We start from the raw sequence: 25,128 nt of genomic DNA on the forward strand, positions 1-25,128 counted from the left end.
TCTCACCGCGCTGCGCACCGGCATCGGCAGCGATGTGCATCCCATCGAACCCGGCCGGCCCTGCTGGATGGCCGGGCTGCTGTTCGAGGGCGACGACGGCTGCTCCGGACATTCCGACGGCGATGTGGCCGCCCACGCCCTGTGCGACGCGCTGCTGTCGGCCGCCTGCCTGGGCGATGTCGGCGCGGTCTTCGGCACCGGCCGGCCCGAGTGGGAAGGCGTCTCCGGCGCCGCCATGCTGACCGAGGTACGGCGCCTGCTCGGCGAATCCGGATATCGGATCGTCAACGCGGCGGTGCAGATCATCGGTAATCGCCCCAAGATCGGGCCGCGACGCGCCGAAGCCCAAAAAATACTCGGCGAATTACTCGACGCGCCGGTTTCGGTATCCGGTACGACGTCCGACGGTCTGGGACTCACCGGCCGCGGGGAGGGAATCGCCGCGGTCGCGACCGCATTACTCGTGCACGACGGGCGATGTAGTACCGCGTAACCGCAGTCGGCGATCCGGCGCGACGTATTTCTCGGCCGTACCTCGGCCGCGACTCGGTCCGGAAAAACATGCCCCGCCGAATCCTTTCCGGACCCGCGGTGTCATCGCATTCGATGGACCGTGGACCATGGGAGGGGCCCACCCATACCGTTGTTCAACAAGCCTTAGGATGGCTGGTCGTGACTCTGCGCCTGTTCGACACCGCGACGCGGACCCTGCGGGATTTCACCCCGCTGGTTCCTGGACGTGCGTCGGTGTACCTGTGTGGCGCCACCGTGCAAGGCGAACCACATATCGGGCACGTCCGCAGCGGCGTGGCCTTCGACGTGCTGCGCCGCTGGCTCACCGCGAACGGCTACGACGTGGCCTTCGTGCGGAATGTCACCGATATCGACGACAAGATCCTCGCCAAGGCCGCCGCCGCGGGCCGCCCGTGGTGGGAATGGGCCGCGACCCACGAACGCGCCTTCGACCGTGCCTACGAGGCGCTCGGAGTGCTGCCGCCGTCGGTGGAACCGCGCGCCACCGGGCACATCACCCAGATGGTCGAGATGATGCAGCGGCTCATCGACCGCGGGCACGCCTACGCGTCGAGTGGCAACGTGTATTTCGATGTGCGCAGTTTTCCGGAATACGGTGCGCTCTCCGGGCACCGACTCGAGGATGTGCAGCAGGGCGAGAGCGCCGGGGAGGGTAAGCGCGATCCGCGCGATTTCACGCTGTGGAAGGCCGCCAAACCGGGCGAGCCGACCTGGCCGTCGCCGTGGGGTCGCGGGCGCCCGGGTTGGCATCTGGAATGCTCGGCGATGGCCGAGTTCTATCTCGGGCCCGAATTCGATATCCACTGCGGTGGTATGGATCTGGTTTTCCCGCACCACGAGAACGAAATCGCTCAATCCCGCGCTGCCGGAGACGGATTCGCGCAGTACTGGCTGCACAACGGGTGGGTGACGCTCGGCGGCGAGAAGATGTCGAAATCGCTCGGCAACACCCTCTCGGTGCCGAATATTCTCACCATGGTGCGGCCCGTGGAATTGCGGTTCTATTTGGGCAGTGCGCATTACGCGTCGATGCTCGAATATTCCGAGCAGGCACTGCAGGACGCCGCGCAGACCTATCAGCGACTCGAGGCATTCGTGCAGCGCACCGTCGAGCGGGTCGGTGAGGTCGCGGTCGGGAAATGGACCGACGCCTTCGCCGAGGCGCTCGACGACAATCTCGCGATCCCGAAGGCCCTGGCCGAGATTCATCGCGTGGTGCACGAGGGCAATCGGGCGCTGGAAGCGGGCGCGGGCGAATCGGCGCGCGAGGCCGCCGGACAGGTGCGGGCGATGCTCGGGATTCTGGGCGTCGATCCGCTGGATGCGCATTGGGCCGGCCCGAAGGACACCTCGGCGGCCGAATCCGCGCTCGACGTCCTGGTGCGGGCCGAACTCGAGCGTCGCCAGCAGGCCCGCAGCGAAAAGGATTGGGCCACCGCCGACGCCGTGCGCGACCGGCTCGGCGCGGCCGGAATCGACGTTGTCGACACTCCCGGCGGCTCGGATTGGTCACTGGCCAAATGATTCAACCGGCGAAGCCTGCTGATCGTGTGCGGGTGTCGCGACCGACACGAAAGGCGTACTGATGGCAGGAAATTCGCAGCGACGAGGCGCGATCCGCAAGGGCGGCACCAAGAAGGGCGCCGTCGTCGGCAGCGGCGGTAAGCGCCGTCGCGGACTCGAGGGCCGCGGCGCCACCCCGCCCGCCACGATGCGCAAGAACCACCCCGCCGCGAAACGCGCTGCTGCGGCGGCGAAAGCGGCCAAGGCGACGCAGGGACAGAACCGCGCCCGGCCCGGCACCCGCAAGGGCGACGACGGACCGGAGTTGGTGCTCGGCCGCAATCCGGTGGTGGAGTGTCTGCGCGCGGAGGTTCCGGCGACCGCGCTGTACGTCGCGCTGGGCACCGAGAACGACGACCGCCTGACCGAGTCCGTGCAGCGCGCCGCCGATGCCGGAATCTCCATTCTGGAGGTGTCGCGCATCGATCTGGATCGGATGAGCGCCAACGGTTTACATCAGGGCATGGCCCTGCAGGTACCCCCGTACCGCTACGCCCATCCGGAGGATCTGCTGGACAGCGCCCGCGCATCCGGCAGCGCGCCGCTGCTGGTGGCGCTGGACAACATCTCCGATCCCCGCAACCTGGGCGCGGTGATCCGTTCGGTCGCCGCGTTCGGTGGCCACGGCGTGGTGATTCCGCAGCGCCGCAGCGCCAGCGTCACGGCGGTCGCCTGGCGCACCAGCGCCGGTGCCGCGGCCCGGCTGCCGGTGGCGCGCGCGACCAATCTGACTCGCACACTGAAGGATTGGGCCAAGGCCGGTCTGCAGGTGGTCGGCCTCGACGCCGGCGGCGACACCGTCCTCGACGACTTCGACGGCACCACCCCGACCGTCGTGGTCGTCGGTTCGGAGGGCAAGGGGCTGTCGCGCCTGGTCCGCGAAACCTGCGACACCATCATCAGCATCCCGATGGCGGGCCCGGTCGAGTCCCTCAACGCCTCGGTCGCGGCGGGGGTCGTGCTCGCGGACATCGCCCGCCAGCGCCGCTGAGCGGGGGCGGAAACTCCAAGCTGCCCGTCTACCAAGCTTTCCGGGTCGCCACACCTTAAACTCGCACGGTGGCCATGAATCAACCCGACTACTGGGGATCGCTGCCTGAGCCGCCGACCGGCAACCCGGTCGAACACCCGCATGCGACGACGGTGCTGATCCTGGGAGTGCTGAGCCTATTGTGTTGCGGCGCATTGGGTCCGGTGGCGTGGGTGATGGGCAAGCGGGCGCTCGACCAGATCGAGATGTCCGGGGGCACCATCGGCGGCCGTTCGCAGGTGGTGGTCGGCTATGTGGTCGGCATCGTCGGCACCGTACTGATGGTGTTGTACGCGTTCGTCTTTCTGCTGATGCTCCTCGGCGGGCGCTGACCGGCCCGCTAGGCCTGTTCCCCGGCGGTGCCGTCGAGACCCGGACGCTCGCCCGGCGACGACAACTCGCCCGCGGGCCATTCGGCGCTGATACTGCCCTTCCACTGCGGCTGGCGGCGGTCGCGAAACGCCGCCATGCCCTCGGCCGCGTCCACACTCTTGCCGACGAAGCCGTGCAGCTCGGATTCCAGCCGGCCGACCGCCTCGGGGCTCATCCCGAGGCCCTCCCAGAGCAGCCGCTTGGTCAGGGCCGTCGGCAGCGGCGCGGAACCGGCGGCCAGATCGTGCGCCACGGCCAAGGCGGTCGGCAGCACCTCGCCGGCCGGCAGACTGCTGTTGGCCACGCCCATCTGGCGCGCTTCCTCCCCGTCGAACGTGCGGCCCGTCAGCATGATGTCGGCAGCGTTGGCCATCCCTGCCAGGCGCGGCAGTGTCCAATGCGCGTAGCCGTCGGCCATCGCGCCGCGACGCACCTGATTCAGGCCGTATACGGCGTCGGTCGCCATGTAGCGCAGATCGCACTGCAATGCCAGCGACAGCCCGATCCCCACGGCATGCCCGTTCACGGCCGCGATCACCGGCTTGCGGATCTGCCACGGCGGCGGATCGATCGTGCCGCGCACGTCACCGACGCGGGCGGACAGATCGGCGCCCGCGCAGAACGCGGGCGGAGTCCCGGTGATCACCACCGCGCGAATCGCGTCCTCGGTATCGCAGCGCCGCAGCGCGGTCCCGAGCTCCGCCGCCATCGTGGGCGTCATGGCGTTCTGCTGCGCGGGACGGTTGAGCGTGAGTACGGCGACACCGGCGGACACATCGACCTGCAGTTCCGAACTCATGCGACACAATCCTAGGTTTGGGTGATCTTTCCGCCCCACCTTACTTGCACGCAATCACCACGAGCGGGTGTCGGTGATCCACCCAAGCGCGCATCTGCGAGCCGTTCACCATGGTGGGTCTCGGCCCAGGGGGCCGAAACCCCGCCGGAGCGAAGCGGAGGCCGAAATCACCGCAGGATGTGGCGGCCGATCGCGTATTTGTGGACCTCGGTGGGGCCGTCGTAGAGGCGGAAGGCGCGCATATCGCGGAAGATCATCTCCACCACGGTTTCGTCGCTGATGCCGATGCCGCCGAGGACCTGGACGCAGCGGTCGGCGACCTTGAACAGTTCCTCGGACACATACGATTTCGCCATCGAGCTCTCGTGGCGGGCCTTGTGGCCCTGGTCCATCAGCCAGCAGGCGTGCCAGATGGTCAGGCGGCACTGATGGAGAGCGATCTCGTTGTCGGCCAGCATGAACGACACACCCTCGTGCTCACCGATCGGCTTACCGAAGGCCGTGCGAGTCTTGGCGTGTTCGACGGCGATGCTCTGGGCGCGTTCGGCGGCGCCGAGCCAGCGCATGCAGTGGGTGAGGCGGGCCGGGGCCAGTCGCAGCTGGGCATAGCGCAGCGCCTGACCGCTCTCCCCCAGCAACGACTCCCTGGGCAGGGTCAGATTCTCGAAGCGCACGACGCCGTGGCCGCCGACGTAGTTGCGGTCCATCGTGTTCATGGTTCGCTCGATGACGATTCCGGGTGAATCCCCCTCGGTGAGGAACAAGGTCGGGCCCGCGGGGAGGTGGTCGTTGTCCTCGAGTTTGGCCATGATGATCCAGGTCTTGGCCCCGTCGGCCCCGGTGATCAGCCATTTGTGGCCGTTGATGGTGAAGTTCTCGCCGTCGAAGGTGGCCGTGGTCGCGAGCTGGCCGGGATCGGACCCGGCACCACCGGGTTCGGTCATGGCGAACACCGAGCGCTGACGGCCGTCGATCACCGGCATCAGGTAGCGGTCGACCTGCTCCGGGTTCGCGACCTTGGACAGCAGGAACATGTTGCCCTCGTCGGGCGCGGCGCAGTTCATCGCGACCGGTCCCAGCGTGGACCACCCCGCCGCCTCGTACAGCACTGCCTGTTCGACATGGGTGAGCCCGCGGCCGCCGAGTGCCTCGGGCGCCTGAATGGTGAGCAGCTTCTCGGCCCGCGCCAATTCGACCAATTCCCGGCGCAGATCGTCGTTGGGCCCGTGCGCGGTCAGGCGGGGGTCGCGCTCGAAGGGAACGATCTTGTCGATGACGAACCGCCGGATGCGGTCACGTTCGGCGGCGAGGTCGGCGGGTATCGAGAAGTTAATCATGATTCACCTTATGGTCGGGGCCTCAGTGGAGCATACGTCGCCTCCTGCCCGAAACTGAAGGCGATTGCCCGCAGCTGCCGGACCTCAGATCCTGCTGCGACCGAGCCGGCCCGCACGCGACCCGATCAACCCACGTTTTCGTGCAGAAACCGTTCGACTTCGGCGCGATACACGGCAGGTTGATCGTCGTGAACGAGATGTCCGGCGGCGCCGACGACCACATGGCGCACCCCGGGCCGAGCGGCCGCCATCTCCCGCATCTGCCCCGGCGGCGTGATCGTGTATTCGCCCTCGATCAGCAGGGTCGGCACGCGCACCGCGGCCCATTCGGCCCAGAAATCGCGCGTGCCCCACTCCTCGGAGATGTCGCGGAAGGTCGCGACCGAACCGTGCAACCGGTAGCCGTCCGGTGCGGGCGTGAACGAGTTGAGGAAGTAGCGCCCAGCGACCGGTCCGAAATAGTCGAGTACCGCGTCGGCATCGGGAAACGGCTGCGGCCAGGCCTCGATCATCTCCGCCCAGTGCCGGGCGGTGCGCCCCCGGAAATCGGGCGCCATATCCTCGACCACCAGCGCCCGCACCCGCTCGGGATACGCGGCCGCGAACATCCACCCGTGCAGCCCGCCCATCGAATGGCCGATCACCACCATCGGCTCCGGAATCGCGGCGGTCGCGGCGGCCAGGTCGGCGACGAACGCCTCGGTGGTGAGCTCCGGAGGGGCCGGCCGCCCGTGCCCGGCGGCGTCGAAGGAGTGGACATGGCCGAATTCGCGCAGCCACGGCACCTGGCCGGCCCAGGTCCGCGCGCTGCCCATCAATCCGTGCAGCAGCAGAATCGGCACCCCGGTGCCGCCCTCGTCGTACAACATCGGCACCGACGATACGTGCCGCGCGGCGGGACCAGGCAGTGCCATTAGCCTGGGCTCATGGCTGTTGTGAAGATCAATGCGATCGAGGTTCCCGAGGGAGCCGGACCCGAACTCGAGAAGCGCTTCGCGCATCGTGCGCACGCGGTGGAGAATTCCCCGGGCTTCCTGGGCTTCCAGTTGCTGCGTCCGGTCGCCGGAGACAACCGATATTTCGTTGTGACGCAGTGGGATTCCGAAGAGTCCTTCGCCACGTGGCGGGACGGACCGGCCAAGGAGGCGCATGCCGGACAGGCCCGGCAGCCGGTCGCCACGGGCGCCTCGCTGCTGGAATTCGAGGTCGTCCTCGACGTCGCGGGGAAATCCGCCGAGTAGTTTTCCCCGCACCCGGTGGTCGAAGCGGCCACCGGGTGGGGCGACTACTTCGGCCCGCGCCGGCTCAGCTTTCGAGCGCGGCGTCGAGCTCGATCGTCTCGACGCCGGCCAGGGCCTTGCTGACCGGGCAACCGGCCTTGGCGGTCTGGGCGGCCTGCTCGAAGCCGCCGGCGTCGATACCCGAGACCCGGCCGCGCACGGTCAGCTTGATCTTCGAGATGCGGAAGCCGCCCGCGGGATCCGGGCCGAGTGTCACATCGGCGTTCACGTCCAGGCTTTCGATGGTGCCGCCGGCGGCGCCGATCTGACCGGACAGCGCCATCGCGTAGCAGGACGAATGCGCGGCCGCGATCAGTTCCTCGGGGCTGGTGGCGCCCTCGGCGGTATCGGCGGTCCGCTTCGGGAACGAGACATCGAATTTGCCGACACCGGAACTGGCCAGGTCGACCTGTCCGGAACCGTCCTGCAAGCCACCGGTCCATGCGGTACGCGCACTGCGTGTAGGCATCGCTGTCCTTTCGTCGAGTGAGTATTGTATGAGCCGTCGCGATCGAACCTACTCGCCGCGCGTGCTCGACTCACCGCTGTCCGGCCGGACAGGATTCCGGCGCGATACCTCAGGGGTGCTCACGCCATATCGCGGCGCACCATCAGTGCCACTGTGCCGCAGGCGAATACCGCGATGTACACCGCGAGCACGACGAACGACGCCGGCCGGGACAGGATGTCCAGGACGCCCGGTGTCGCCGCGCCGCCCACACTGCGCATGGCGCCGGCCGCCGAACCCGCCGCGGTACCCGGCAGATGGTCGGTGAGCGCCCGGATCGGCGAGAAGATCGAGGCGACGCCGCGCAGCAGATTCTCCACGACGAGCACCCACACCAGCCCCAGGCCCACCGCCAGTGCCGGACCACGCGCGATCGCCGCGATCAGCGCGCCGGCCAGCGTCCACATACCGAGGATCACCACGCCGGTCGCGAGACCGAGCAGGGTGTGCGCGGCCGTCGGCAGTGTCAGCGCCTGATGCTCGGCCGCCCCGATCATCGCGGCCACACCGGTATCGACCACGAACGCCGCACCGACCAAGCCCACCACCACGCTCGCCAGGGACAGTACGGTGCCTCCGACCACCGCACCGCGCGAAGGCCCCTGTGTGAACACGGTTTTCCAACTGCCCCAGCCGTATCCGCTGCCCACCACCAGCGCACCGAGTACCAGCATCAGCGCACCGCCGAACATCGCCATGCCCTGGGTGAAGACCTCCGGCACGGCCGCGGGCAGCATCAGCTGCAACAGCACCTCGCGCGGTTGCCCGTTCGACATCCGGGAACTGCTGCCCGAGGTGTAGGCCAGATAGTTGAACAGATAGGCGAAGACGAGATTCAGCGCGATCCAGGTGCCGAGCACGATCCAGAACGCGGGCCACTTCCGCAGCCGCGCGAATTCGGCTCGGGTGCAGGCCAGTACGTCGTTCATGGGCGCTCCTGTTCGGTCATCTCGAAAAACACTTCCTCCAGCGACTTCTCGTCGGTTCGCAGTTCCTGCAGATCCGCGCCGGATGCGATCACCGCGCGCGCCACCTCGGGCGCCATTGCCCTACCGGCATCGACTCTGATGCCGGTGGCGGTCAGCAACGCACGGTGGTCACCCACCACCCGGCGCACCGCCGGATAGGCCGTCTCCATCGGCTCGGCGCGCACCAGAAGTGTTGCCGCGCCGCGCAATTGACTCACGGTTGATTCGGTGAGCAGCTTGCCGCCGGAGATGACGCCGACCCGATCGCAGATTTCCTGCACCTCGCCGAGCAGATGCGACGAGAGCACGACGGTGTGCCCGTCGGCGGCCAGGCCGGTCACCAGTTCTCGCATCTCGGCCATTCCGGCGGGGTCAAGACCGTTGGTCGGCTCGTCGAGGATGAGCAGATCCGGGCTACCGAGCAGGGCCGCGCCCACGCCGAGGCGCTGCTTCATGCCGAGCGAGTAGGTGCGGAACCGGTCGCCGGCCCGGTCGGCGAGTCCGACCCGCGCCAGGATCTCGTCCACCTCGGCGAATCGGTCGCGGGAACCGGCGGGGCGCTCGGCCCGGTGGTAGCGGGCCAGCACGCGCAGGTTGTCGCGGCCGGACAGGTACGGATAGAAGCCGGGCCCTTCGATCAGAACGCCGATGCGCCGCAACGACTCCGGTTCTCCCGGAGCCAGGCCCAGCACCGTCGCGGCGCCGGAGGTCGGTGCGATCAGCCCGACGAGCATCCGCAGTGTCGTGGTCTTACCGGCGCCGTTGGGACCGAGAAATCCGTAGATCTCGCCGCGCCGCACGGTCATGGAGACGGCGTCGACAGCCGTATGGTCGCCGTACTTCTTGGTGAGGGCCTCGGTGACCACGACCTCGGCGGCGCTCGGCCGGGTCTGCGTGACCGTGCCGGGGAGCTCGCCGCCCGGATCGTCATTCGATCTGTTCATATCTCGACCATCCGCTTCGACCTGCGCCGACACATCCGTCACGGTGCCCTGCCCGGTGTACGTATCTGGACGTAATTCGCGGCGCGGAGGCTCGCTCTGCCGCGCGGCGGGGTTACCGTTCGAACTGTGCAGTCGAGTAGGCGGCCCGGCGCCCGGGATGTGATGCTGTGCGTCGTCGTGGCCGCGGTCCAGCTGGGCGGCGGCCAGGCGGCGAATGCGCATCAGTCCGGCGTGCGTCCACTGGATGCGCTGGGATACACGCTGCTGCTGGCCGGCCCGCTGCTGTTGACGCTGCGCGCGTCGTATCCCCGGGCGGTCTTCGTGGGCGTGCTCGCGGTCACCGTCGCCTATCTGCTGGTCGGCTACGGTTACGGACCGGTCTTCGTGTCGCTGGTCATCGCCTTCCTGACCGCGGCCTCGCGCGGCTCCCGCTGGTACACCTATCCGCTGGTGCCGCTGGGATATGTGCTGATGGTGTGGCCGGTGCCCGCGCTGCGCGGCCACGGGCCCGGGGGCTGGCCGGTCGTCGGCATTCTGGCCTGGCTGGTGGTGCTGATCGCGATCGCCGAGGGCATCCGGCAGCGGCGTTCGGCGCTGATCGCGCGGCGTCAGCGTGCCGAGGCGGCCCGGCGCAATCGGGAGGCAGAACGTGCCCGTGAGCTGGCCGAGCGCGAACAGCGCGCGGCTCAGGAGCGGCTGGCCATCGCGCGCGAACTGCACGATGTGCTCGCCCACAGCCTGTCGCTGATCAATGTGCAGTCGTCGGTGGCGCTGGAACTGCTCGATCGCAAACCCGAACAGGCCGCGACCGCGCTGGCGGCGATCAAAGCGGTCAGCCGCGATGCGCTCGGCGAGGTGCACAGCCTGCTGCGCTCGATTCGCGCCGGCGCGGAAACCGTTGCGCCGCCGACCGGTCCGGCGGTGGGCATCGGCGATCTGGAATCATTGCTGGCTCCGACCCGCGCCGCCGGGACGGTGGTGCACACCCGGATTTCGGGGACACCGCGCCGGCTGCCGGTGGTGGTCGACGTGGCCGCCGCCCGCATCGTGCAGGAATCGCTGACCAACGTGCTGCGACATGCGCCCGGCGCGGAAACCACCGTGGTTGTGGATTATTCACCGACCGAGCTGTGCATCACTGTGGACAACGCGCGACCCCCGAATTCTCCACAATCGTCCACAACCGCTGGCGGGCACGGCATTCCGGGCATGATCGAACGGGCCCGGGCACTGGGTGGTGCGGCGTCCGCGACACCGCGCACCGACGGCGGGTTCCGAGTGCACGCTCGACTGCCGATCCCGGCGAACGTCACCGGTGAGCCCGGAACACCTGTCCCTCCGGTCGAACCGGAACCGACATGACCGGCCCCGAATATGCTGATGCGCAGGAGGTTTCGTGAACGATATTCGCGTGCTGGTCGCCGACGACCAAGCGTTGGTCCGTGCCGGATTCGCCGCGCTGCTGGATGCCCAGGACGGCATCACGGTCGTCGGTGAGGCCGAGAACGGCGACCAGGCAGTGCGAATGACCCGGGAGCTGCATCCGGACGTCGTGCTGATGGATATCCGCATGCCGGTCCTCGACGGCCTGGCCGCCACCCGCGAGATCGCCGCCGATCCCGGCCTCGCCGGGGTGAGGGTCGTGGTGCTGACCACCTTCGAACTCGACGAATACGTCTTCGAGGCAATGCGCTCGGGCGCCACCGGATTTCTGGTCAAACACACCGAACCCGCGGATCTGGTGAAGGCGGTGCGCGTGGTGGCCGCCGGGGACGCCCTGCTCTCGCCCAGCGTCACCCGACGCCTGGTCGCCGAATTCGCCACCCACGCCAAACCCGCGCCCGCCGCGGCACTGTCGGAGCTCACCGACCGCGAGCGCGAGGTGATGGCGCTGGTCGCGGAGGGGCTCACCAACGCCGAAATCGGCCGGCGCCTCTTCATGAGCCCCGCCACCGCCCGCACGCACGTGAGTCGAATCCTGGTGAAACTCGACGCCCGTGATCGGACGCAACTCGTCGTCCTGGCCTACGAATCCGGCCTGGTCCGCCCCGGCTGGCAGTGATCCGGCCGCGGTGACTCGGGGTCAGCGACCGAATTCCGCGGCCACCGGAATCACCTCGCGCCCGAGGACCTCGAGCGGCGTCAGTTCGTCGACGCCGGCCACCCGTCCGATCACCAGGTCGATCCCGATATCGGCCATCCGCTTCAGCTGCTCCAGCACCTGGCCGACCCCGCCCCCGCTCGGCCCGAGGTCGAAGGCGAAGACACAGCTCTTGCGGATCTCGCGCGGATCGCGGCCGATCTGCGCGCACAGCCGGTCCAGCAGTTCGATCTTGCTCACCAGTTGCGGCCCCGGCCGCAGACTCGCCACATCCGCGTACCGCGCCACCAGCGGCAATGTGCGCCGCTCACCGTCGCCGCCGATCAGCACCGGCGGATGCGAGCGATGCCCGCCCGAGCGCGGATTCCGCACCACCTGCGGAGCATTCAGCGGGCGCTCGACGTGAAAGTGCTTGCCGGAGACGGGTTCCGCGCCGCCTCGCTCGCCGGTCCACATGGCCCGGCAGATCCGCAGCGTCTCCTCCAGCATGTCGTAGCGGTCGCGCAGCGGCGGGAAGGGCAGGCCGTAGCCCTCCACATCGCCGGTGGAGGTACCCGTCCCGATCCCCAGCCAGGCCCGGCCGCCGGACAGCACATCCAGGGTGGTGACCAGCTTCCCGAGCATCGCCGGATGCCGATAGTGCACCCCCGACACCACCGCGGTCAGCTCCACTCGTGAGGTGTGCGCCGCGATGAACGACAGCGTCGAATACGCCTCCAGCACATTCTGTTCCACCTGCCCCAGCCACGGGCTCTGCCAAAGATGATCACCCACCGCGACGACCGAGAATCCGCTCTCCTCGGCCGTGCGGACCACCTCGGCCAGGCGCGATCCGATGCGTTCCGAGGGAGTGTCCAGCGCGACGTTCGTCAGATGCAATCCGATATCCATGACTCTCAGCCTCTGCCTCCCGGCAGCGCGAATCATCCGTCCGGAGAACACATCCCGGGTACGTCCCCGCGCGTACTCAGCGGGTGACGCCGAGCTCGAGACCCCGGCGGATCGCCTGCTCCACCGGTGAACAGGCGCCGTCGGGCCGGTCCAGCAGGCACGGTTCGCGCAGGAGCAGTGGCGGCTGGGCCATGAATTTCGGATTCCGGCCTCGATGCGCCTGGGCGGCATGCACCAGGAATGGATGGCACAGATACACGTCTCCGGCCCGTCCGGTCGCCGCCACCTCGGGAAGATCCGCGGTCGCGGCGAAAGCGTCCACCAGATCGATCATCGCGGCTCCGGCCTCGCCGTACGGTTCGAGTACCTTCGCCATGCGCAGATGTGAGCCGACCCGAATCCTGGTCGGCGCCTCATCGGGTCCGACGTCGGAGAACAGGTACAGCATCAGCAGTCCCCGGCCCTTCGACCGCACATTGATCCGCCACCGCAGATAGTCCTCCGGATCCTCGCCCGGGAAACTCGCATCGATATGCCATCCGTCGTCACCGGGCGGCTGCTCGCCGGGAAAACGGATCGGAAAGGTGCCCAGGCCCTGCTGCGGTATCCACCGACCGGCACCGACGAGCTGATCGCACGCGTCGGCCAGCAGTGGACTCTGCGCGGCCCGGGCGAACGGCGGGTCCCCGAAGCCGGGTAGCCGGATCACCGGGCGCGTCCACGTCCCGGAATCCTCCGGATCGCATCCGGTCGCCCGCCAGAGGATCTCCCGCGCCTCGGCCGCGGTGGCCGCGGAGAACGCACCCTCCACTCGGACGAAACCCTCGGCGACGAAGCTTTCCACCTCGGCATCGGTCAGCACACAGCCCTCTTTCCGCTCGCGAACATCGCCAGAATGGAACATTCGCCCGCGCGGTCGCCACTCATTTTGTGCGCATACGACGATGCCGGTCACCCCGCGGTGCGGGATGACCGGCATCTACCGATCTGTGCGGGCTACTTACTCGCCCGAGGCCTCCGGAGCGGCCTCGCCGGCGCCGGCCAGCGCCGCGACCGGTTCGGCCTCCGCCGTGGCGGGCTTGGCCTTACCGGAGAAGGTGAACTTGGCGTCCTCGCCGGCACCTTCGCCGTCCCAGTTCTCGACGTCGACCTCGACGATCTGGCCGGGGCCGAGTTCGCCGAACAGGATCTTCTCCGAGAGCTGGTCCTCGATCTCGCGCTGGATGGTCCGGCGCAGCGGGCGAGCGCCCAGCACCGGGTCGAAACCGCGCTTGGCGAGCAGGCTCTTGGCCTTCTCGGTGAGCTCGATCTCCATATCCTTGTTCCGCAGCTGCGTCGCGACGCGGTTGATCATCAGATCCACCATCTCCACGATCTGCTCGGTGGTGAGCTGGTGGAAGACGATGACGTCGTCGATACGGTTGAGGAACTCCGGACGGAAGTGCTTCTTCAGCTCGTCGTTGACCTTGAGCTTCATCCGCTCGTAGTTCGAGCCCTCGGCGTTGGACTGCGAGAAGCCCAGACCCACGGCCTTCGAGATATCCGAGGTGCCGAGGTTCGAGGTGAAGATCAGCACCGTGTTCTTGAAGTCCACGGTCCGGCCCTGGCCGTCGGTGAGGCGGCCGTCCTCCAGCACCTGCAACAGGGTGTTGTAGATCTCCTGGTGGGCCTTCTCGATCTCGTCGAACAGCACGACCGAGAACGGCTTGCGGCGCACCTTCTCGGTGAGCTGGCCGCCCTCCTCGTAGCCGACGTAGCCCGGAGGGGCACCGAACAGCCGCGAGGCGGTGAAGCGGTCGTGGAACTCGCCCATGTCGATCTGGATGAGCGCGTCGTCGTCGCCGAACAGGAAGTTCGCCAGCGCCTTGGACAGCTCGGTCTTACCGACACCGGACGGACCGGCGAAGATGAACGAGCCGGACGGACGCTTCGGGTCCTTCAGGCCGGCGCGAGTACGGCGGATGGCCTTCGACACGGCCTTGACCGCGTCCTCCTGGCCGATGATCCGCTTGTGCAGCTCGTCCTCCATGCGGAGCAGACGGGTGGTCTCCTCCTCGGTGAGCTTGAACACCGGGATACCGGTCCAGTTGGCCAGCACCTCCGCGATCTGCTCGTCGTCGACCTCGGCCACGACGTCCAGATCACCGGAACGCCACTGCTTCTCCCGCTCGGCGCGCTTGGCGACGAGCTGCTTCTCCTTGTCGCGCAGCCGCGCGGCCTTCTCGAAGTCCTGCGCGTCGATGGCGCTTTCCTTCTCCCGGCGGGCGTCGGCGATCTTGTCGTCGAATTCGCGCAGGTCCGGCGGAGCGGTCATCCGGCGGATGCGCATCCGCGCGCCCGCCTCGTCGATCAGGTCGATCGCCTTGTCCGGCAGGAACCGGTCGTTGATGTACCGGTCGGCCAGCGTGGCCGCGGCCACCAGCGCGCCGTCGGTGATGGACACCCGGTGGTGCGCCTCGTAGCGGTCGCGCAGGCCCTTCAGGATGTTGATGGTGTGCTCGACCGTCGGCTCGCCCACCTGGACCGGCTGGAACCGGCGCTCCAGGGCGGCGTCCTTCTCGATGTACTTGCGGTACTCGTCGAGGGTGGTGGCACCGATGGTCTGCAGCTCACCGCGGGCCAGCTTCGGCTTCAGGATCGACGCCGCGTCGATCGCGCCCTCGGCGGCACCCGCACCCACGAGCGTGTGCAGCTCGTCGATGAACAGGATGATGTCGCCGCGGGTGTTGATCTCCTTGAGCACCTTCTTCAGGCGCTCCTCGAAATCACCGCGGTAGCGGCTGCCCGCGACCAGGGAACCCAGGTCGAGGGTGTAGAGCTGCTTGTCCTTCAGCGTCTCCGGCACCTCGCCGTTGACGATGGCCTGAGCGAGACCCTCGACGACGGCGGTCTTACCGACGCCGGGCTCACCGATCAGGACCGGGTTGTTCTTGGTGCGGCGGCTCAGCACCTGCATGACGCGCTCGATCTCTTTCGAGCGGCCGATGACGGGGTCGAGCTTGCCTTCGAGTGCGGCCTGGGTCAGGTTGCGGCCGAACTGGTCGAGGACCAGCGAGGTGGACGGGGTCCCGGACTCGCCACGAGCACCGGACTCCACCGCCTCCTTACCGCCCTGGTAGCCGGACAGCAGCTGGATGACCTGCTGCCGCACCCGGTTGAGGTCGGCGCCCAGCTTCACCAGCACCTGGGCCGCGACGCCTTCGCCCTCACGAATCAGGCCGAGCAGAATGTGCTCGGTGCCGATGTAGTTGTGGCCGAGCTGCAGCGCCTCGCGCAGGCTCAGCTCCAGCACCTTCTTGGCCCGGGGGGTGAAGGGGATGTGACCGGACGGCGCCTGCTGGCCCTGCCCGATGATCTCCTCCACCTGGCTGCGCACACCCTCGAGCGAAATTCCCAGCGACTCCAGGGACTTCGCCGCGACACCCTCACCCTCGTGGATCAGGCCCAGCAGGATGTGCTCGGTGCCGATGTAGTTGTGGTTGAGCATCCGAGCCTCTTCTTGGGCCAGGACAACGACCCGCCGCGCGCGGTCGGTGAACCTCTCGAACATCGCTCCCTCACTTCCTGCTCCGCTATCCACGGCATCCGGCGCTGCTGTTGTGCTTCGTGCTTCACACCTGTGGCGCCAGCCTGCCATGAAGCCCTGGGGTTGCATCCCCCGCCTCTACTGTAGTTGGCGGGGGTCACGGCCGTCGTCCGTCCACCCTATTGCGAACGGGCGACAACGCGAGTCATACCGTTCTAACGCGGCTCCAACCCGGAACGTTTCCCCAGCAACTACGCCCACAGCTGAATTTTGGGCCCCGGCTCGCGACGACGGAACTATCCGGTGATCGGCGGGATGAAGTGGCAGGGCACGGGGTGCGGATCGTCCGGATCCAGGGCGTTGAGCGCCAATGCCGCCGCCCGGTCGCTGCCCGCGATGCCGGCGTGCTCCGAGAAGTCCGCCGCGCAGCCGTCCTGGACCACGACGTTCGCCGTGTTCGGACCGGGCACCAGGGCGACGGTGTAGGGCACCACCAGTTCGTCGTAGCGGGTCTCGATATTGGTGTAGGTGACATCCGGGTCGTAGACGCCGTCGGCGTTCAGCGACCGGATGAAATCCGTACTGCCCGTCATCTGCGCGCACGCGGCACAGGGGCTCGCCGCCAGGACGCCGTCGAAGGCCTGCCCCACGCCCAGGCGCCGCGCGATCTCACGAGCCGGATCGATCACCGGGCCGAAGGTGCCCAGCCACGGCGCGGCGATCGCCACGAACTTGTCGACCTTCTCCGATCCTCCGAGGCGCTTGACGAAGTAGTTGCCCACCAGGTTGCCCTGCGAATGCGCGATCAGATCGACCTTCGCGGCGCGGGTCGCCGCCAGCACCCGGTCCACGAACGCCGCGAGCTGCGCCGAACTGTCCTCGATCGGCAACATCCCGCCGACCGCCGAGAGCGGCCACGGCAGGTCGTAGGCACCGTAGGTCAGTGAGTAGACGCAATATCCCTCGTTGGCCAGCAGCGGCGCGTACACGCCCCAGTTCGTCTGCGCCCCGCCGCCGGTGCCGTGTACCAGCACGACGGGGTCGGGATGCGCTTCGCTCGGCCGGCAGGACCAGTCGTCGGCCCCGGGCAGGGAGCCACCCGGATTTCGCAGCTCGTACGGAATGCCGGAGAAGAAGTTGTAGTCCACCGGATAGTCGGCGTGGGCGGCCGCGGCGGTGGTCACCCACAGAATGCTCGAGATCGCCAGGACGAGCGCGGCTCCGAGACCACGGCGCAGCAGACGCGCGATACGAGACGGCATCGGGATCCCCTCCCAAAAACTAGAACGTGTTTCAACACGCTAGCGGGGAAGGGCGCTGTCCGGATCGATACCGGCGAGTAACCGGAATCGTTCGTCACCTCGGGCGGCGGGGATCAGAGGTCGCGGTGCGAGATGATGCCGTTCTGGATGGCCAGCGCCGCCAGCCGCACCCGCTTCTGATTCTGCGGCAGATCCTCGACGCCGAACTTCGAAAAGAGCGCTCGCAGATGGGTTTTGATCGCATCCACACTCAGATACAACTCGTCGGCGATCTGCTGATTGGAGGCGGGCGTGGCGAATTCGGTATTGCCGCGGTACGGGCGGCACAGCGCGATCAGCACCGCGCGCTGCGTATCGGTGAGCGAACGCGGACTCGGCACCGAGCCGACGGAAGTCCGGGTCGCGTCGTCGACCGTGCCGGTGTAATCGTGAAACGACAGCGTCGAGGTCCCGACCCGGATGCGGTCACCGGCCTCGAGCCGGCGGCGGCCGGCCAGCCGTTCGCCGTTGACGAAGGTGCCGTTGCGCGACAGTCCGTCGTCGACGATCGTCCAGTGCGCGCCGAGATATTCCACTGCCGCATGCAGGCGCGACACCTCGGCATCCCAGCCCAGAGACAGATCGGCCTGCGGCGAACGCCCGATGGTGATGCGCTGATGATCCGGGGTCAGCCTCAGTTCGTGCCGGCGGCCGGTGTCGTCGATGAACCGGAGAAACGATTCGTGAATATCCGTCACCGCTTGCTACCCCACCCTCGTACCGCCAGTGACGTGGTCTGCATAGGCCCCATGGTGCCGCGCCGACGCGGCGGCGAGCAAGATCACCACGCCGAGGCCGTCCGGGCGCGACCGCACCGAAATATGGCGAACACACGGAAATACCGCTGCGGCATCGAAATGCCGCTGCCGCCCGGACGTCGCACGAATCCTCCGGGCGGCAGCGGCACAGACGCAGCCGGGTCTTTCGACCGCACTAGTTGTTGCGGCCGACTTCCTTGTGGTAGCTCTCCACGACATCGGCGGAGATGCGACCACGCGCGGAAACCTTGTGGCCCTTGCGCCGCGCCCACTCCCGAATTGCCGCACTCTGTTCGCGATCCATGGAAACGCGGCCCTTGGGCGCACCGGTGGTCGCACCGACCGGCTTGCTGCGCCGGCGACCGCTCACCCGGCGGGCATTGGCGACCCACACGTCCAGCCCGTCCCGCAGCTTCGCCGCATTCGCCGCGGACAGGTCGATCTCGTACGAAACACCGTCGATCGCGAACTCGATGGTCTCGTCCGCAATGGACTCACCATCGACATCGTCGATCAGGCTAACGGTGACCTTCTTTGCCATGCGATGAACGTCCTCTCGAAATCGTGCGACCCGGATACCAGGCCGATGCCCGAGTCGAGAATACCTCTAGATACGAAATTTCCAAGACGGGGAATCTGCATTCAAACCCGGTACTCAGCGACCGGAGGGACGCACAATTGGGAAGAGTATGGTTTCCCGGATTCCGAGTCCGGTCAACGCCATCAGCAACCGATCGATTCCCATACCGGTACCCGTTGTCGGCGGCATACCGTGTTCCATGGCGGCGAGGAAGTCCTCGTCCAGCCGCATGGCCTCGTCGTCGCCAGCGGCGGCGAGTCTGGCCTGGTCGACGAAGCGTTCCCGCTGCACGACCGGATCCACGAGTTCCGAATAGCCCGTGGCCAACTCGAATCCGCGGACATACAGATCCCACTTCTCCGTGACGCCCGGCTTACTGCGATGCTGGCGCGTCAAGGGAGAGGTCTCCACGGGGAAGTCACGCACGAAAGTGGGCGCGTAGAGCTTGTCGCCATAGCTGTGTTCCCACAGTTCCTCGACAAGTTTGCCGTGGCCGTAACCCTTGTCCGGGGGAATTTCCAGACCGACCCGATCGGCCAGTGCGAGCAATTCCGGAACAGTAGTTTCCGGCGTTACCTCGACACCCAGTGAATCGGAGAGCGAGGGATACATCTCGACGGTGTTCCACTCACCACTGAGGTCGTATTCCGTACCGTCGGCGAGCGTGACCACCTGAGTGCCGAAGACCTCTTGGGCGACTTCCTGGATCAATTCCCGCATCATCCGCGCGGAATCGTCGTAGGTGCCGTAGGCCTCATAAGTTTCCAACATCGCGAACTCGGGCGAATGCGTCGAGTCGGCGCCCTCGTTACGGAAGTTGCGGTTGATCTCGAAGACCTTCTCGATCCCGCCCACCACACAGCGCTTCAGGAACAACTCCGGCGCGATGCGCAGATACAGATCCATATCCAGCGCATTGGAATGGGTGACGAACGGACGCGCCGCCGCACCCCCGTGCAGGGTCTGCAGCATCGGGGTCTCGACCTCGAGGAAACCCCTGCGCTCCAACGCGTTTCGCAATGCGCGCACGGCCGCGACCCGGGTGCGGGCCATCTCCCGCGCCTCCGGCCGCACGATGAGGTCGACATAGCGCTGCCGGACCCGCGACTCCTCGCTCATCTCCTTGTGCGCCACCGGCAGCGGACGCAGCGATTTGGCCGCCATCGACCAGGAATCGGCCATCACGCTCAATTCGCCGGTACGGGAGGAAATCACTTCGCCGTGCACGAAGACGAAATCACCCAGATCGACATCGGCCTTCCACGCCGCCAGCGCGTCGGCGCCGACACCGTTCAGGCTGATCATCGCCTGCAGCTTGGTGCCGTCGCCCTCCTGCAGCGTGGCGAAGCAGAGCTTGCCGGTATTGCGCATGAAGATGACCCGGCCGGCCACACCGGCCTGCACTCCCGTGCTGGTGTCGGGCTCGAGGTCGGGATAGGCGGCGCGGATCTCGGCGAGGGTGTGGGTCCGCGGCACCACGACCGGATACGGCTCGACACCCGCGTCGAGCAGCCGCTCACGCTTCTCCCGGCGGATCCGCATCTGCTCGGGAACGTCGACTTCCGCTGCGGCAGGATGCGATTGCCCCGCAGGAACCCGGCCCGCGGAGCCACCGGACGAAGGGCTGTTCGGGGTGCTCACAGCGAACCACCCTATCGTGCGCCGGAAATCCTTTTGCGAGCGCCCGACCCCCGCTCACCCGGGCGATTACAGCGAGACGAGTGCGTTGATCTCACCGGCCAGATGCGGTGCGCCGGCGGCCACCGACAGCAGCCCCGCGGCCTTTACCGCCTGATAGCCACCGACCAGATCGGTGGCCCGGTGCAGACCCAACTGCTGCAGTGTGGCGGCCGCCAAACTCGAGGTGTAACCCTCCGAGCAGACGATCACCCATTCGCGATCGTGATCGGTGGCCAGCGCGAGCCGCGCGGGGCTGGTGGGGTCCAGCCGCCACTCGAGCACATTGCGCTCGATCACCAAGGCGCCCGGCAGGGTGCCCTCCTTGACCCGCTGGGCCTGCGGGCGGATGTCGACCAGCAGGGCGCCGCGCGCGATCGCCTCCGGCAATTCGAACGCGTACATGCGCGTCAATCGCGCACGTGCCGCCTCCAGCATGTCGTTGATGGTGAGATGCGGGTACGTCATTTCACATCGCCTTCGGGCTGGTCGGTGAGCACGGTACGGGTGCGCCGCAGCGTTCCGTGGCCGGTCACCTCGTAATACGACATGGCGGACAGGGGTGGTGAATACGCGTGCACCGACAGCGTCGGATTCGACGGCTCGGGCACACCGGCGAACTGATCCGGGGCACGCACCACGTCGTGCACCCAGCCGAGCGGGAACGAGGCCTGATCGCCGGCGGCGAGCGTGCGCTGACGCAATTCCTTACCGTTCCAGCGGAATTCCGAGAGCGCACCGCTCAGCACGGTGAGCGCGCCCAGCGAACCGGCGTGGTCGTGCAATTCCGTCGACCGGTCCGGCACCCAGCTGATCAGCCAGACGTCGACCTCGTCGTCGGCGAGAAGCCGGACGGCCCAACGGTTTTCGGTCGGCCACGCGCCACCGGAGGGCAGCAGGTGGTCGAAGCCGCCCGCCAGTACGTCCTCGGCGCCCTCGTCGGTCAGCCGCAGCAGATCCGCCGGGCGCAGCCGCGTCGGCAACGCGGACGAGACCGAGCGATCGGTGATCTCGGCGGTAAGCCGGTTGGCGGGCCGGGCGGGCGGCAACTGCCCCGTCCGGCGACGCGCGGCGTCACCGCTCGCGGCGGAGGTAACAGCAGAGGTGATAACAGAGGAACGCATGAGCGAAGCTCCAGGAGTAGTGGATGGCCGAGGGCGGATACGCAGCCTCGACAATCAGCCGAGGCGAATCAGCCTCGACAACACTCCTGGGTGCTCACGCGGAAAGTCACGAGCCGAAGTCTAGCAGGGCGACCAGCGCGTGCAAGAGCGGTGTGCTTCACCCCACAACGCGCCGGTCACGGGCGGCGGCGCTGCTGGTTGCGCTCGTAGACCAGACGCAGGCCGTCCAGGGTCAGATGTGGCTCGTGATGATCAATGGTCTCGGATTCGGGGACGATCAGCGGCGCGGTCGGGCCCGTCGCCACCACCGACACATCGTCGCCGGCGAAGGCGTCGAGTTCGTCGCGAATCCGGTCGATCAAGCCGTCGACCAGGCCCGCGAAGCCGAACACCGCGCCGGACTGCATGCACTCCATGCTGTTCTTACCCACCACCGAACGCGGACGGGTCAGCTCCGCGCGCCGTAGCGCACTGCGGGCCACCAGCGCCTCGGTGGAGATCTCCACCCCGGGCGCGATCGTCCCGCCGAGGAACTCTCCCTTCGCCGACACCAGGTCGACACAGATGGCGGTGCCGAAGTCGACCACGATCGCCGGCGATTCGAAACGGTGATATGCCGCAAGGCAATTCACGATCCGGTCGGCGCCGACCTCTTTCGGATTGTCGACCAGCAGCGGAATGCCGGTGCGCACACCGGGTTCCACCAGCACGTGCGGCACGTGCGACCAGTAGCGGCCCAGCATGGTGCGCAACTCCCGCAGCACCGGCGGCACCGTCGACAAGGCCGACACCCCGACCACCTGATCCAGCCGCTCGCCCACCAAACCCCGTACCTGCATGGCGAATTCGTCGGCGGTCAGCAACGGATTGGTGTGCACACGCCAGGTGTGCACCAGCTCCGCGTGCGCACCACTGCCCGAGAACAGGCCGATCTCGATACTGGTGTTGCGGACGTCGATCGTCAGCAGCATCCTCGCCCCGCTGCCCGCGGCTCAGGCGAAGGTCAGCGAGCGCGGCGAGGTCAACCCCGAACCCTCCGGGGCGTGCGCCGGGTCCGAACCCAGCTCCACCGGCCGGTTGCGGTCGTCGACGAACACCACCCGCGGCTGGTACTCACGCAGTTCCGCCTCGTCCATCATGCCGTAGGCGATCAGGATGACGAGATCACCCGGATTCACCAGATGCGCTGCGGCGCCGTTGATTCCGATCACGCCCGAACCGCGCTCACCGGCGATCACGTAGGTTTCCAGCCGGGCGCCGTTGTCGATGTCGACGATGCAGACCTGCTCGCCCTCGAGCAGATCGGCGGCGTCCATCAGATCCGGGTCCACGGTCACCGAACCGACATAGTGCAGGTCGGCGTGAGTCACCGTGGCACGGTGGATCTTCGACTTCATCATGGTGCGCAACATCGTGGTCGCCTTTCCTATGCGTCGGCCTGGGCAGGCTGGAAATCGGGGACAGCGTTGTGGCCGTCGGCGGGAGCGACGGGTCCGGAGGCGGCAGCCTGCGTAACCACGGAGGGCCCCGCGGACGCCGCATCGGACAACGCGTGGGGGACGGTGACGGGGAGGTTGTCGATCAGGCGAGTGGCGCCGATGCGGGCGGCCACCAGCAGACGAGCGTTCCCGCTGCTCGGAACGGGACCCAGATCCGAACCGCGCAACTCCAGGTAGTCGACGTCGACACCGGTCGCGCCGTCGAGCACCGAACGGGCGGCGGCCACCACCGCGTCGGGTCCGCGCCCCGCCGCATGCCGGCCCGCGGCCAGCGCGGCGGACAGCGTGATCGCCGATTCGCGCTGCTGCTCGTCCAGGTAGCGGTTGCGCGAGGACAGCGCCAGGCCGTCGGATTCGCGCACCGTGGGCACCGCGACGATATCGACGTCGAAGTTCAGATCCCGGACCATCTGCCGGATCAGCGTCAGCTGCTGATAGTCCTTCTCGCCGAAGAACGCCTCGTGCGGGCGGACGATCTGCAACAGTTTCGCCACCACCGTCAACATCCCGGCGAAATGGGTCGGGCGGCTGGCGCCCTCCAATTCGGCGCCCAGCGGACCCGGATGGACCGAGGTGCGCGGACCGTCCGGATACATCTGAGCGACGCTCGGCGCGAACACCAGCGCCACGCCCTCCTCGCGCAGCAGTGCCACATCGCTGTCGAGCGTGCGCGGGTACTTGTCGAAGTCCTCGTTCTCACCGAATTGCAGCGGGTTGACGAAAATCGACACCACCACAACCTGATTCGTCCGCTTGGCGCGGCGCACCAGCTCCAGATGACCCTCGTGCAGAGCGCCCATCGTCGGCACCAGCGCGACCGTGCGACCGACCCCGCGCAGCGCGGAGGTCACCGCCGAAAGAGCGGCCGGCTCGTGCACGACCGTGAGCTCGCCCGGGCGATACAGCTTGCGCAACTGTTCCGGGGTCAGCTTCTTCGCTCCCGAATTCGACATCAGTGTCCCTCCAGCAGACCGATCAGATCCGGATTCGTCCGGGCAAGCTGCGCCGTCCGCAGCGACATCGCGCGATAGCCCGCCGCCAGCTCCGGATCGGCCGCAGCCAGTGCTTCCAGGTGCGCCGAGACCGCGAGGGCGTCACCCCGCGCCACCGGGCCGGTCAGCGCCGGCAGACCGCGCCGCAGCGCATTGTCCAGCGCGGCCGAGGCCAGCGGTGCGAGCATCCGCTCCGCCAGTCCGTTGGGCTGATCGTCGACCACCTGCTGGCCCAGCAGGCCCGGACCCTCCAGCGCCGCCCGCAACGCCGCGACCGCATCGACGATCAGGGTGACCAGGTGATTACTGCCGTGCGCGAGAGCCGCGTGATACAGCGCCCGGTTCTCCTCGCGCACCCGCACCGGTTCGCCGCCCATCTCGATCACCAGCGACTGCGCGATGGCATAGCCGATCTCGTCGGCCGCGGTGATGCCGAAACAGGCATTCGCCAGACGGGCGGTGTCCTCGTCGTGGCCGGTGAAGGTCATGGCCGGATGGATCGCCAGCGGGCGGACATCGGTCAGCGGGGACAGCACGGCCACGCCGTTCGCGCCCGAGGTATGCGCGACGATCGTCCCCGGGCGAACCACCCGCGCCGCCGCCAGACCGGCCACCAGACCGGGCAGTTCACTGTCCGGTACCGCCAGGATCAGCAGTTCGCTGCGCGCGGCGATCTCCTCGACCGGCAGGATCCGCGACTCCGGCAACCGCGTCCGCGCCCGATGCCGCGACGCATCGGAAATCGCCGACACCCCGAACACCACATGCCCGGCCCGCTCCAGCGCGACACCCAGCGCCGAACCCACCCGGCCGGCCGACACGATGCCGACCGTCAGCCGGGCCGGGGCCGGATCACTGCCGGGTGCAGCGGATGAGCCCGAGACCGCGGGCGCGGCGGGGCGCGACGAATCGGCCTCGTCGGGCCGCGAAAAATCGGAGGTCACCGTTGTCCTCTCGGAAGGCGTTCCAGTCCCGCATAGCGGGTACCGGACGTTACGAGTCGAGAATAGGTAGTGACCGGGGGCCCTGCCAGAGGACCCGCGCGTGATATTTCCCTCAGTAGCTTTGGCCTGCGCTTTGCTCCGGCGGGGTCTCGGCCCCCTGGGCCTCGATTTTTCCCTCCTCCGCTCAGTCGCTGCGCTCCTTCGCTCCGTCAGTCCAAAATCGAGGCGGGCCGAGACCCGCCAAGGTTTACGGCTCGTAGATGTGAACCTGATCGGTTTTCGAGGACCGAGGGCGGACGGCTCCTGGTGTGTTCCTCGAACGAGGCGGCGGAAAGACCGTCGGGGGGGCACATCGTTTCGATGTACACCCCGTCGGATGACTTACTCGGCGACGCCGGGC

26 protein-coding genes are annotated in these 25,128 nt (G+C 67.8%); 7 read left to right on the top strand and 19 right to left on the bottom strand.

Translation table 11 applies throughout. From position 1 onward, the window contains the following. The first annotated feature begins 10 nt into the window (after positions 1–10). The 4 genes from ispF to NA3_RS03450 all read left to right on the top strand — a co-directional run bounded on the left by ispF (position 11) and on the right by NA3_RS03450 (position 3,459). Positions 11–493: a 2-C-methyl-D-erythritol 2,4-cyclodiphosphate synthase gene (gene ispF, locus NA3_RS03435; RefSeq protein ID WP_030517320.1), complete on the top strand. Its 483-nt coding sequence runs from the start codon at positions 11–13 to the stop codon at positions 491–493. Between the two features lie 179 nt (positions 494–672). Next, positions 673–2,058, top strand: a complete 1,386-nt coding sequence (cysS, locus tag NA3_RS03440; RefSeq protein ID WP_062962110.1) for a cysteine--tRNA ligase — start codon at positions 673–675, stop codon at positions 2,056–2,058. A 61-nt stretch (positions 2,059–2,119) separates the two neighbouring features. After that, on the top strand, positions 2,120–3,088 hold the full coding sequence (gene rlmB, locus NA3_RS03445; RefSeq protein ID WP_062962111.1) for a 23S rRNA (guanosine(2251)-2'-O)-methyltransferase RlmB: 969 nt from the start codon (positions 2,120–2,122) through the stop codon (positions 3,086–3,088). 74 nt (positions 3,089–3,162) lie between these two features. Continuing rightward, the gene (locus tag NA3_RS03450) at positions 3,163–3,459 is read left to right on the top strand and encodes a hypothetical protein (RefSeq protein WP_062962112.1); all 297 of its coding nucleotides are present in this window, start codon (positions 3,163–3,165) and stop codon (positions 3,457–3,459) included. Between the two features lie 8 nt (positions 3,460–3,467). On the opposite strand, the gene NA3_RS03455 is transcribed toward NA3_RS03450, so the two are convergent. The 3 genes from NA3_RS03455 to NA3_RS03465 form a co-directional block, all read right to left on the bottom strand. Continuing rightward, entirely contained in the window at positions 3,468–4,298 is an 831-nt protein-coding gene (locus NA3_RS03455) for an enoyl-CoA hydratase/isomerase family protein (protein WP_062962113.1), read from the bottom strand. 167 nt (positions 4,299–4,465) lie between these two features. Then, the gene (locus tag NA3_RS03460) at positions 4,466–5,635 is read right to left on the bottom strand and encodes an acyl-CoA dehydrogenase family protein (protein WP_062962114.1); all 1,170 of its coding nucleotides are present in this window, start codon (positions 5,633–5,635) and stop codon (positions 4,466–4,468) included. Positions 5,636–5,760: 125 nt separating this feature from the next. Next, entirely contained in the window at positions 5,761–6,504 is a 744-nt protein-coding gene (locus NA3_RS03465) for an alpha/beta fold hydrolase (protein WP_062962191.1), read from the bottom strand. Positions 6,505–6,561: 57 nt separating this feature from the next. On the opposite strand from NA3_RS03465, the gene mhuD reads away from it, so the two are divergent. Then, the gene (gene mhuD, locus NA3_RS03470; protein WP_062962115.1) at positions 6,562–6,876 is read left to right on the top strand and encodes a mycobilin-forming heme oxygenase MhuD; all 315 of its coding nucleotides are present in this window, start codon (positions 6,562–6,564) and stop codon (positions 6,874–6,876) included. Positions 6,877–6,940: 64 nt separating this feature from the next. Here mhuD and NA3_RS03475 read toward each other — a convergent pair whose 3' ends face one another. From NA3_RS03475 to NA3_RS03485, 3 genes are all read right to left on the bottom strand, one after another. Next, complete coding sequence (locus NA3_RS03475; RefSeq protein WP_062962116.1) at positions 6,941–7,384, bottom strand: OsmC family peroxiredoxin; 444 nt, start codon at positions 7,382–7,384, stop codon at positions 6,941–6,943. A 119-nt stretch (positions 7,385–7,503) separates the two neighbouring features. Further along, positions 7,504–8,352 (bottom strand): ABC transporter permease subunit, encoded by an 849-nt coding sequence (locus NA3_RS03480; RefSeq protein WP_062962117.1) that lies wholly within the window; start codon positions 8,350–8,352, stop codon positions 7,504–7,506. Continuing rightward, a complete protein-coding gene (locus tag NA3_RS03485; protein WP_084491067.1) occupies positions 8,349–9,335 on the bottom strand; it encodes an ABC transporter ATP-binding protein in 987 nt (328 codons plus the stop codon). Before NA3_RS03485 ends, NA3_RS03480 begins: the two co-directional genes overlap by 4 nt. 126 nt (positions 9,336–9,461) lie before the next feature. Between NA3_RS03485 and NA3_RS03490 the strand changes: the two genes are divergently transcribed. Continuing rightward, positions 9,462–10,697, top strand: a complete 1,236-nt coding sequence (locus NA3_RS03490; RefSeq protein ID WP_227995399.1) for a sensor histidine kinase — start codon at positions 9,462–9,464, stop codon at positions 10,695–10,697. Positions 10,698–10,731: 34 nt separating this feature from the next. Continuing rightward, positions 10,732–11,397: a response regulator gene (locus NA3_RS03495; protein ID WP_062962119.1), complete on the top strand. Its 666-nt coding sequence runs from the start codon at positions 10,732–10,734 to the stop codon at positions 11,395–11,397. 21 nt (positions 11,398–11,418) lie between these two features. On the opposite strand, the gene NA3_RS03500 is transcribed toward NA3_RS03495, so the two are convergent. From NA3_RS03500 to NA3_RS03560, 13 genes are all read right to left on the bottom strand, one after another. Continuing rightward, positions 11,419–12,327: an LLM class flavin-dependent oxidoreductase gene (locus tag NA3_RS03500; RefSeq protein WP_062962120.1), complete on the bottom strand. Its 909-nt coding sequence runs from the start codon at positions 12,325–12,327 to the stop codon at positions 11,419–11,421. A gap of 76 nt (positions 12,328–12,403) precedes the next feature. After that, a complete protein-coding gene (locus NA3_RS03505; RefSeq protein WP_227995400.1) occupies positions 12,404–13,189 on the bottom strand; it encodes a phytanoyl-CoA dioxygenase family protein in 786 nt (261 codons plus the stop codon). 138 nt (positions 13,190–13,327) lie between these two features. After that, the gene (locus tag NA3_RS03510; protein WP_062962121.1) at positions 13,328–15,877 is read right to left on the bottom strand and encodes an ATP-dependent Clp protease ATP-binding subunit; all 2,550 of its coding nucleotides are present in this window, start codon (positions 15,875–15,877) and stop codon (positions 13,328–13,330) included. 272 nt (positions 15,878–16,149) lie between these two features. Further along, the gene (locus NA3_RS03515; RefSeq protein WP_174561042.1) at positions 16,150–17,115 is read right to left on the bottom strand and encodes an esterase/lipase family protein; all 966 of its coding nucleotides are present in this window, start codon (positions 17,113–17,115) and stop codon (positions 16,150–16,152) included. A gap of 113 nt (positions 17,116–17,228) precedes the next feature. Beyond that, positions 17,229–17,852 (bottom strand): FHA domain-containing protein, encoded by a 624-nt coding sequence (locus NA3_RS03520; RefSeq protein ID WP_062962122.1) that lies wholly within the window; start codon positions 17,850–17,852, stop codon positions 17,229–17,231. Between the two features lie 235 nt (positions 17,853–18,087). After that, positions 18,088–18,453: a histone-like nucleoid-structuring protein Lsr2 gene (locus tag NA3_RS03525; protein ID WP_030517338.1), complete on the bottom strand. Its 366-nt coding sequence runs from the start codon at positions 18,451–18,453 to the stop codon at positions 18,088–18,090. A gap of 114 nt (positions 18,454–18,567) precedes the next feature. Next, on the bottom strand, positions 18,568–20,034 hold the full coding sequence (lysS, locus tag NA3_RS03530) for a lysine--tRNA ligase (protein WP_062962123.1): 1,467 nt from the start codon (positions 20,032–20,034) through the stop codon (positions 18,568–18,570). 165 nt (positions 20,035–20,199) lie between these two features. Next, complete coding sequence (locus tag NA3_RS03535; RefSeq protein ID WP_062962124.1) at positions 20,200–20,637, bottom strand: rhodanese-like domain-containing protein; 438 nt, start codon at positions 20,635–20,637, stop codon at positions 20,200–20,202. Then, positions 20,634–21,293 carry a cysteine dioxygenase gene (locus tag NA3_RS03540; RefSeq protein ID WP_084491009.1) on the bottom strand — a complete coding sequence of 220 codons (660 nt, stop codon included), beginning with the start codon at positions 21,291–21,293 and terminating at the stop codon, positions 20,634–20,636. Before NA3_RS03540 ends, NA3_RS03535 begins: the two co-directional genes overlap by 4 nt. Positions 21,294–21,469: 176 nt before the next feature. Beyond that, positions 21,470–22,264: a type III pantothenate kinase gene (locus tag NA3_RS03545; protein ID WP_036497452.1), complete on the bottom strand. Its 795-nt coding sequence runs from the start codon at positions 22,262–22,264 to the stop codon at positions 21,470–21,472. 21 nt (positions 22,265–22,285) lie between these two features. Further along, entirely contained in the window at positions 22,286–22,705 is a 420-nt protein-coding gene (gene panD / locus NA3_RS03550) for an aspartate 1-decarboxylase (protein ID WP_030517343.1), read from the bottom strand. A 14-nt stretch (positions 22,706–22,719) separates the two neighbouring features. Continuing rightward, a complete protein-coding gene (panC, locus tag NA3_RS03555; protein ID WP_372464273.1) occupies positions 22,720–23,706 on the bottom strand; it encodes a pantoate--beta-alanine ligase in 987 nt (328 codons plus the stop codon). 38 nt (positions 23,707–23,744) lie between these two features. Continuing rightward, on the bottom strand, positions 23,745–24,728 hold the full coding sequence (locus NA3_RS03560) for a Rossmann-like and DUF2520 domain-containing protein (protein WP_084491015.1): 984 nt from the start codon (positions 24,726–24,728) through the stop codon (positions 23,745–23,747). Positions 24,729–25,128: the final 400 nt, after the last annotated feature.

This window comes from Nocardia africana NBRC 100379, from assembly GCF_001612635.1.
Taxonomy (GTDB): Bacteria; Actinomycetota; Actinomycetes; order Mycobacteriales; family Mycobacteriaceae; genus Nocardia; species Nocardia africana.

Bases quoted from the DNA above. Each gene is read 5' to 3' on its own strand.
- panD (WP_030517343.1), bottom strand. From the start codon at position 22,705: ATGTTGCGCACCATGATGAAGTCGAAGATCCACCGTGCCACGGTGACT.
- NA3_RS03460 (WP_062962114.1), bottom strand. From the start codon at position 5,635: ATGATTAACTTCTCGATACCCGCCGACCTCGCCGCCGAACGTGACCGC.
- mhuD (WP_062962115.1), top strand. From the start codon at position 6,562: ATGGCTGTTGTGAAGATCAATGCGATCGAGGTTCCCGAGGGAGCCGGA.
- NA3_RS03525 (WP_030517338.1), bottom strand. From the start codon at position 18,453: ATGGCAAAGAAGGTCACCGTTAGCCTGATCGACGATGTCGATGGTGAG.
- NA3_RS03545 (WP_036497452.1), bottom strand. From the start codon at position 22,264: ATGCTGCTGACGATCGACGTCCGCAACACCAGTATCGAGATCGGCCTG.
- NA3_RS03535 (WP_062962124.1), bottom strand. From the start codon at position 20,637: ATGACGTACCCGCATCTCACCATCAACGACATGCTGGAGGCGGCACGT.
- NA3_RS03480 (WP_062962117.1), bottom strand. From the start codon at position 8,352: ATGAACGACGTACTGGCCTGCACCCGAGCCGAATTCGCGCGGCTGCGG.
- NA3_RS03465 (WP_062962191.1), bottom strand. From the start codon at position 6,504: ATGTTGTACGACGAGGGCGGCACCGGGGTGCCGATTCTGCTGCTGCAC.
- NA3_RS03515 (WP_174561042.1), bottom strand. From the start codon at position 17,115: ATGCCGTCTCGTATCGCGCGTCTGCTGCGCCGTGGTCTCGGAGCCGCG.
- NA3_RS03500 (WP_062962120.1), bottom strand. From the start codon at position 12,327: ATGGATATCGGATTGCATCTGACGAACGTCGCGCTGGACACTCCCTCG.
- NA3_RS03455 (WP_062962113.1), bottom strand. From the start codon at position 4,298: ATGAGTTCGGAACTGCAGGTCGATGTGTCCGCCGGTGTCGCCGTACTC.
- NA3_RS03450 (WP_062962112.1), top strand. From the start codon at position 3,163: ATGAATCAACCCGACTACTGGGGATCGCTGCCTGAGCCGCCGACCGGC.
- NA3_RS03485 (WP_084491067.1), bottom strand. From the start codon at position 9,335: ATGAACAGATCGAATGACGATCCGGGCGGCGAGCTCCCCGGCACGGTC.
- NA3_RS03475 (WP_062962116.1), bottom strand. From the start codon at position 7,384: ATGCCTACACGCAGTGCGCGTACCGCATGGACCGGTGGCTTGCAGGAC.
- NA3_RS03540 (WP_084491009.1), bottom strand. From the start codon at position 21,293: ATGCGTTCCTCTGTTATCACCTCTGCTGTTACCTCCGCCGCGAGCGGT.
- NA3_RS03510 (WP_062962121.1), bottom strand. From the start codon at position 15,877: ATGTTCGAGAGGTTCACCGACCGCGCGCGGCGGGTCGTTGTCCTGGCC.
- rlmB (WP_062962111.1), top strand. From the start codon at position 2,120: ATGGCAGGAAATTCGCAGCGACGAGGCGCGATCCGCAAGGGCGGCACC.
- lysS (WP_062962123.1), bottom strand. From the start codon at position 20,034: ATGCGGATCCGCCGGGAGAAGCGTGAGCGGCTGCTCGACGCGGGTGTC.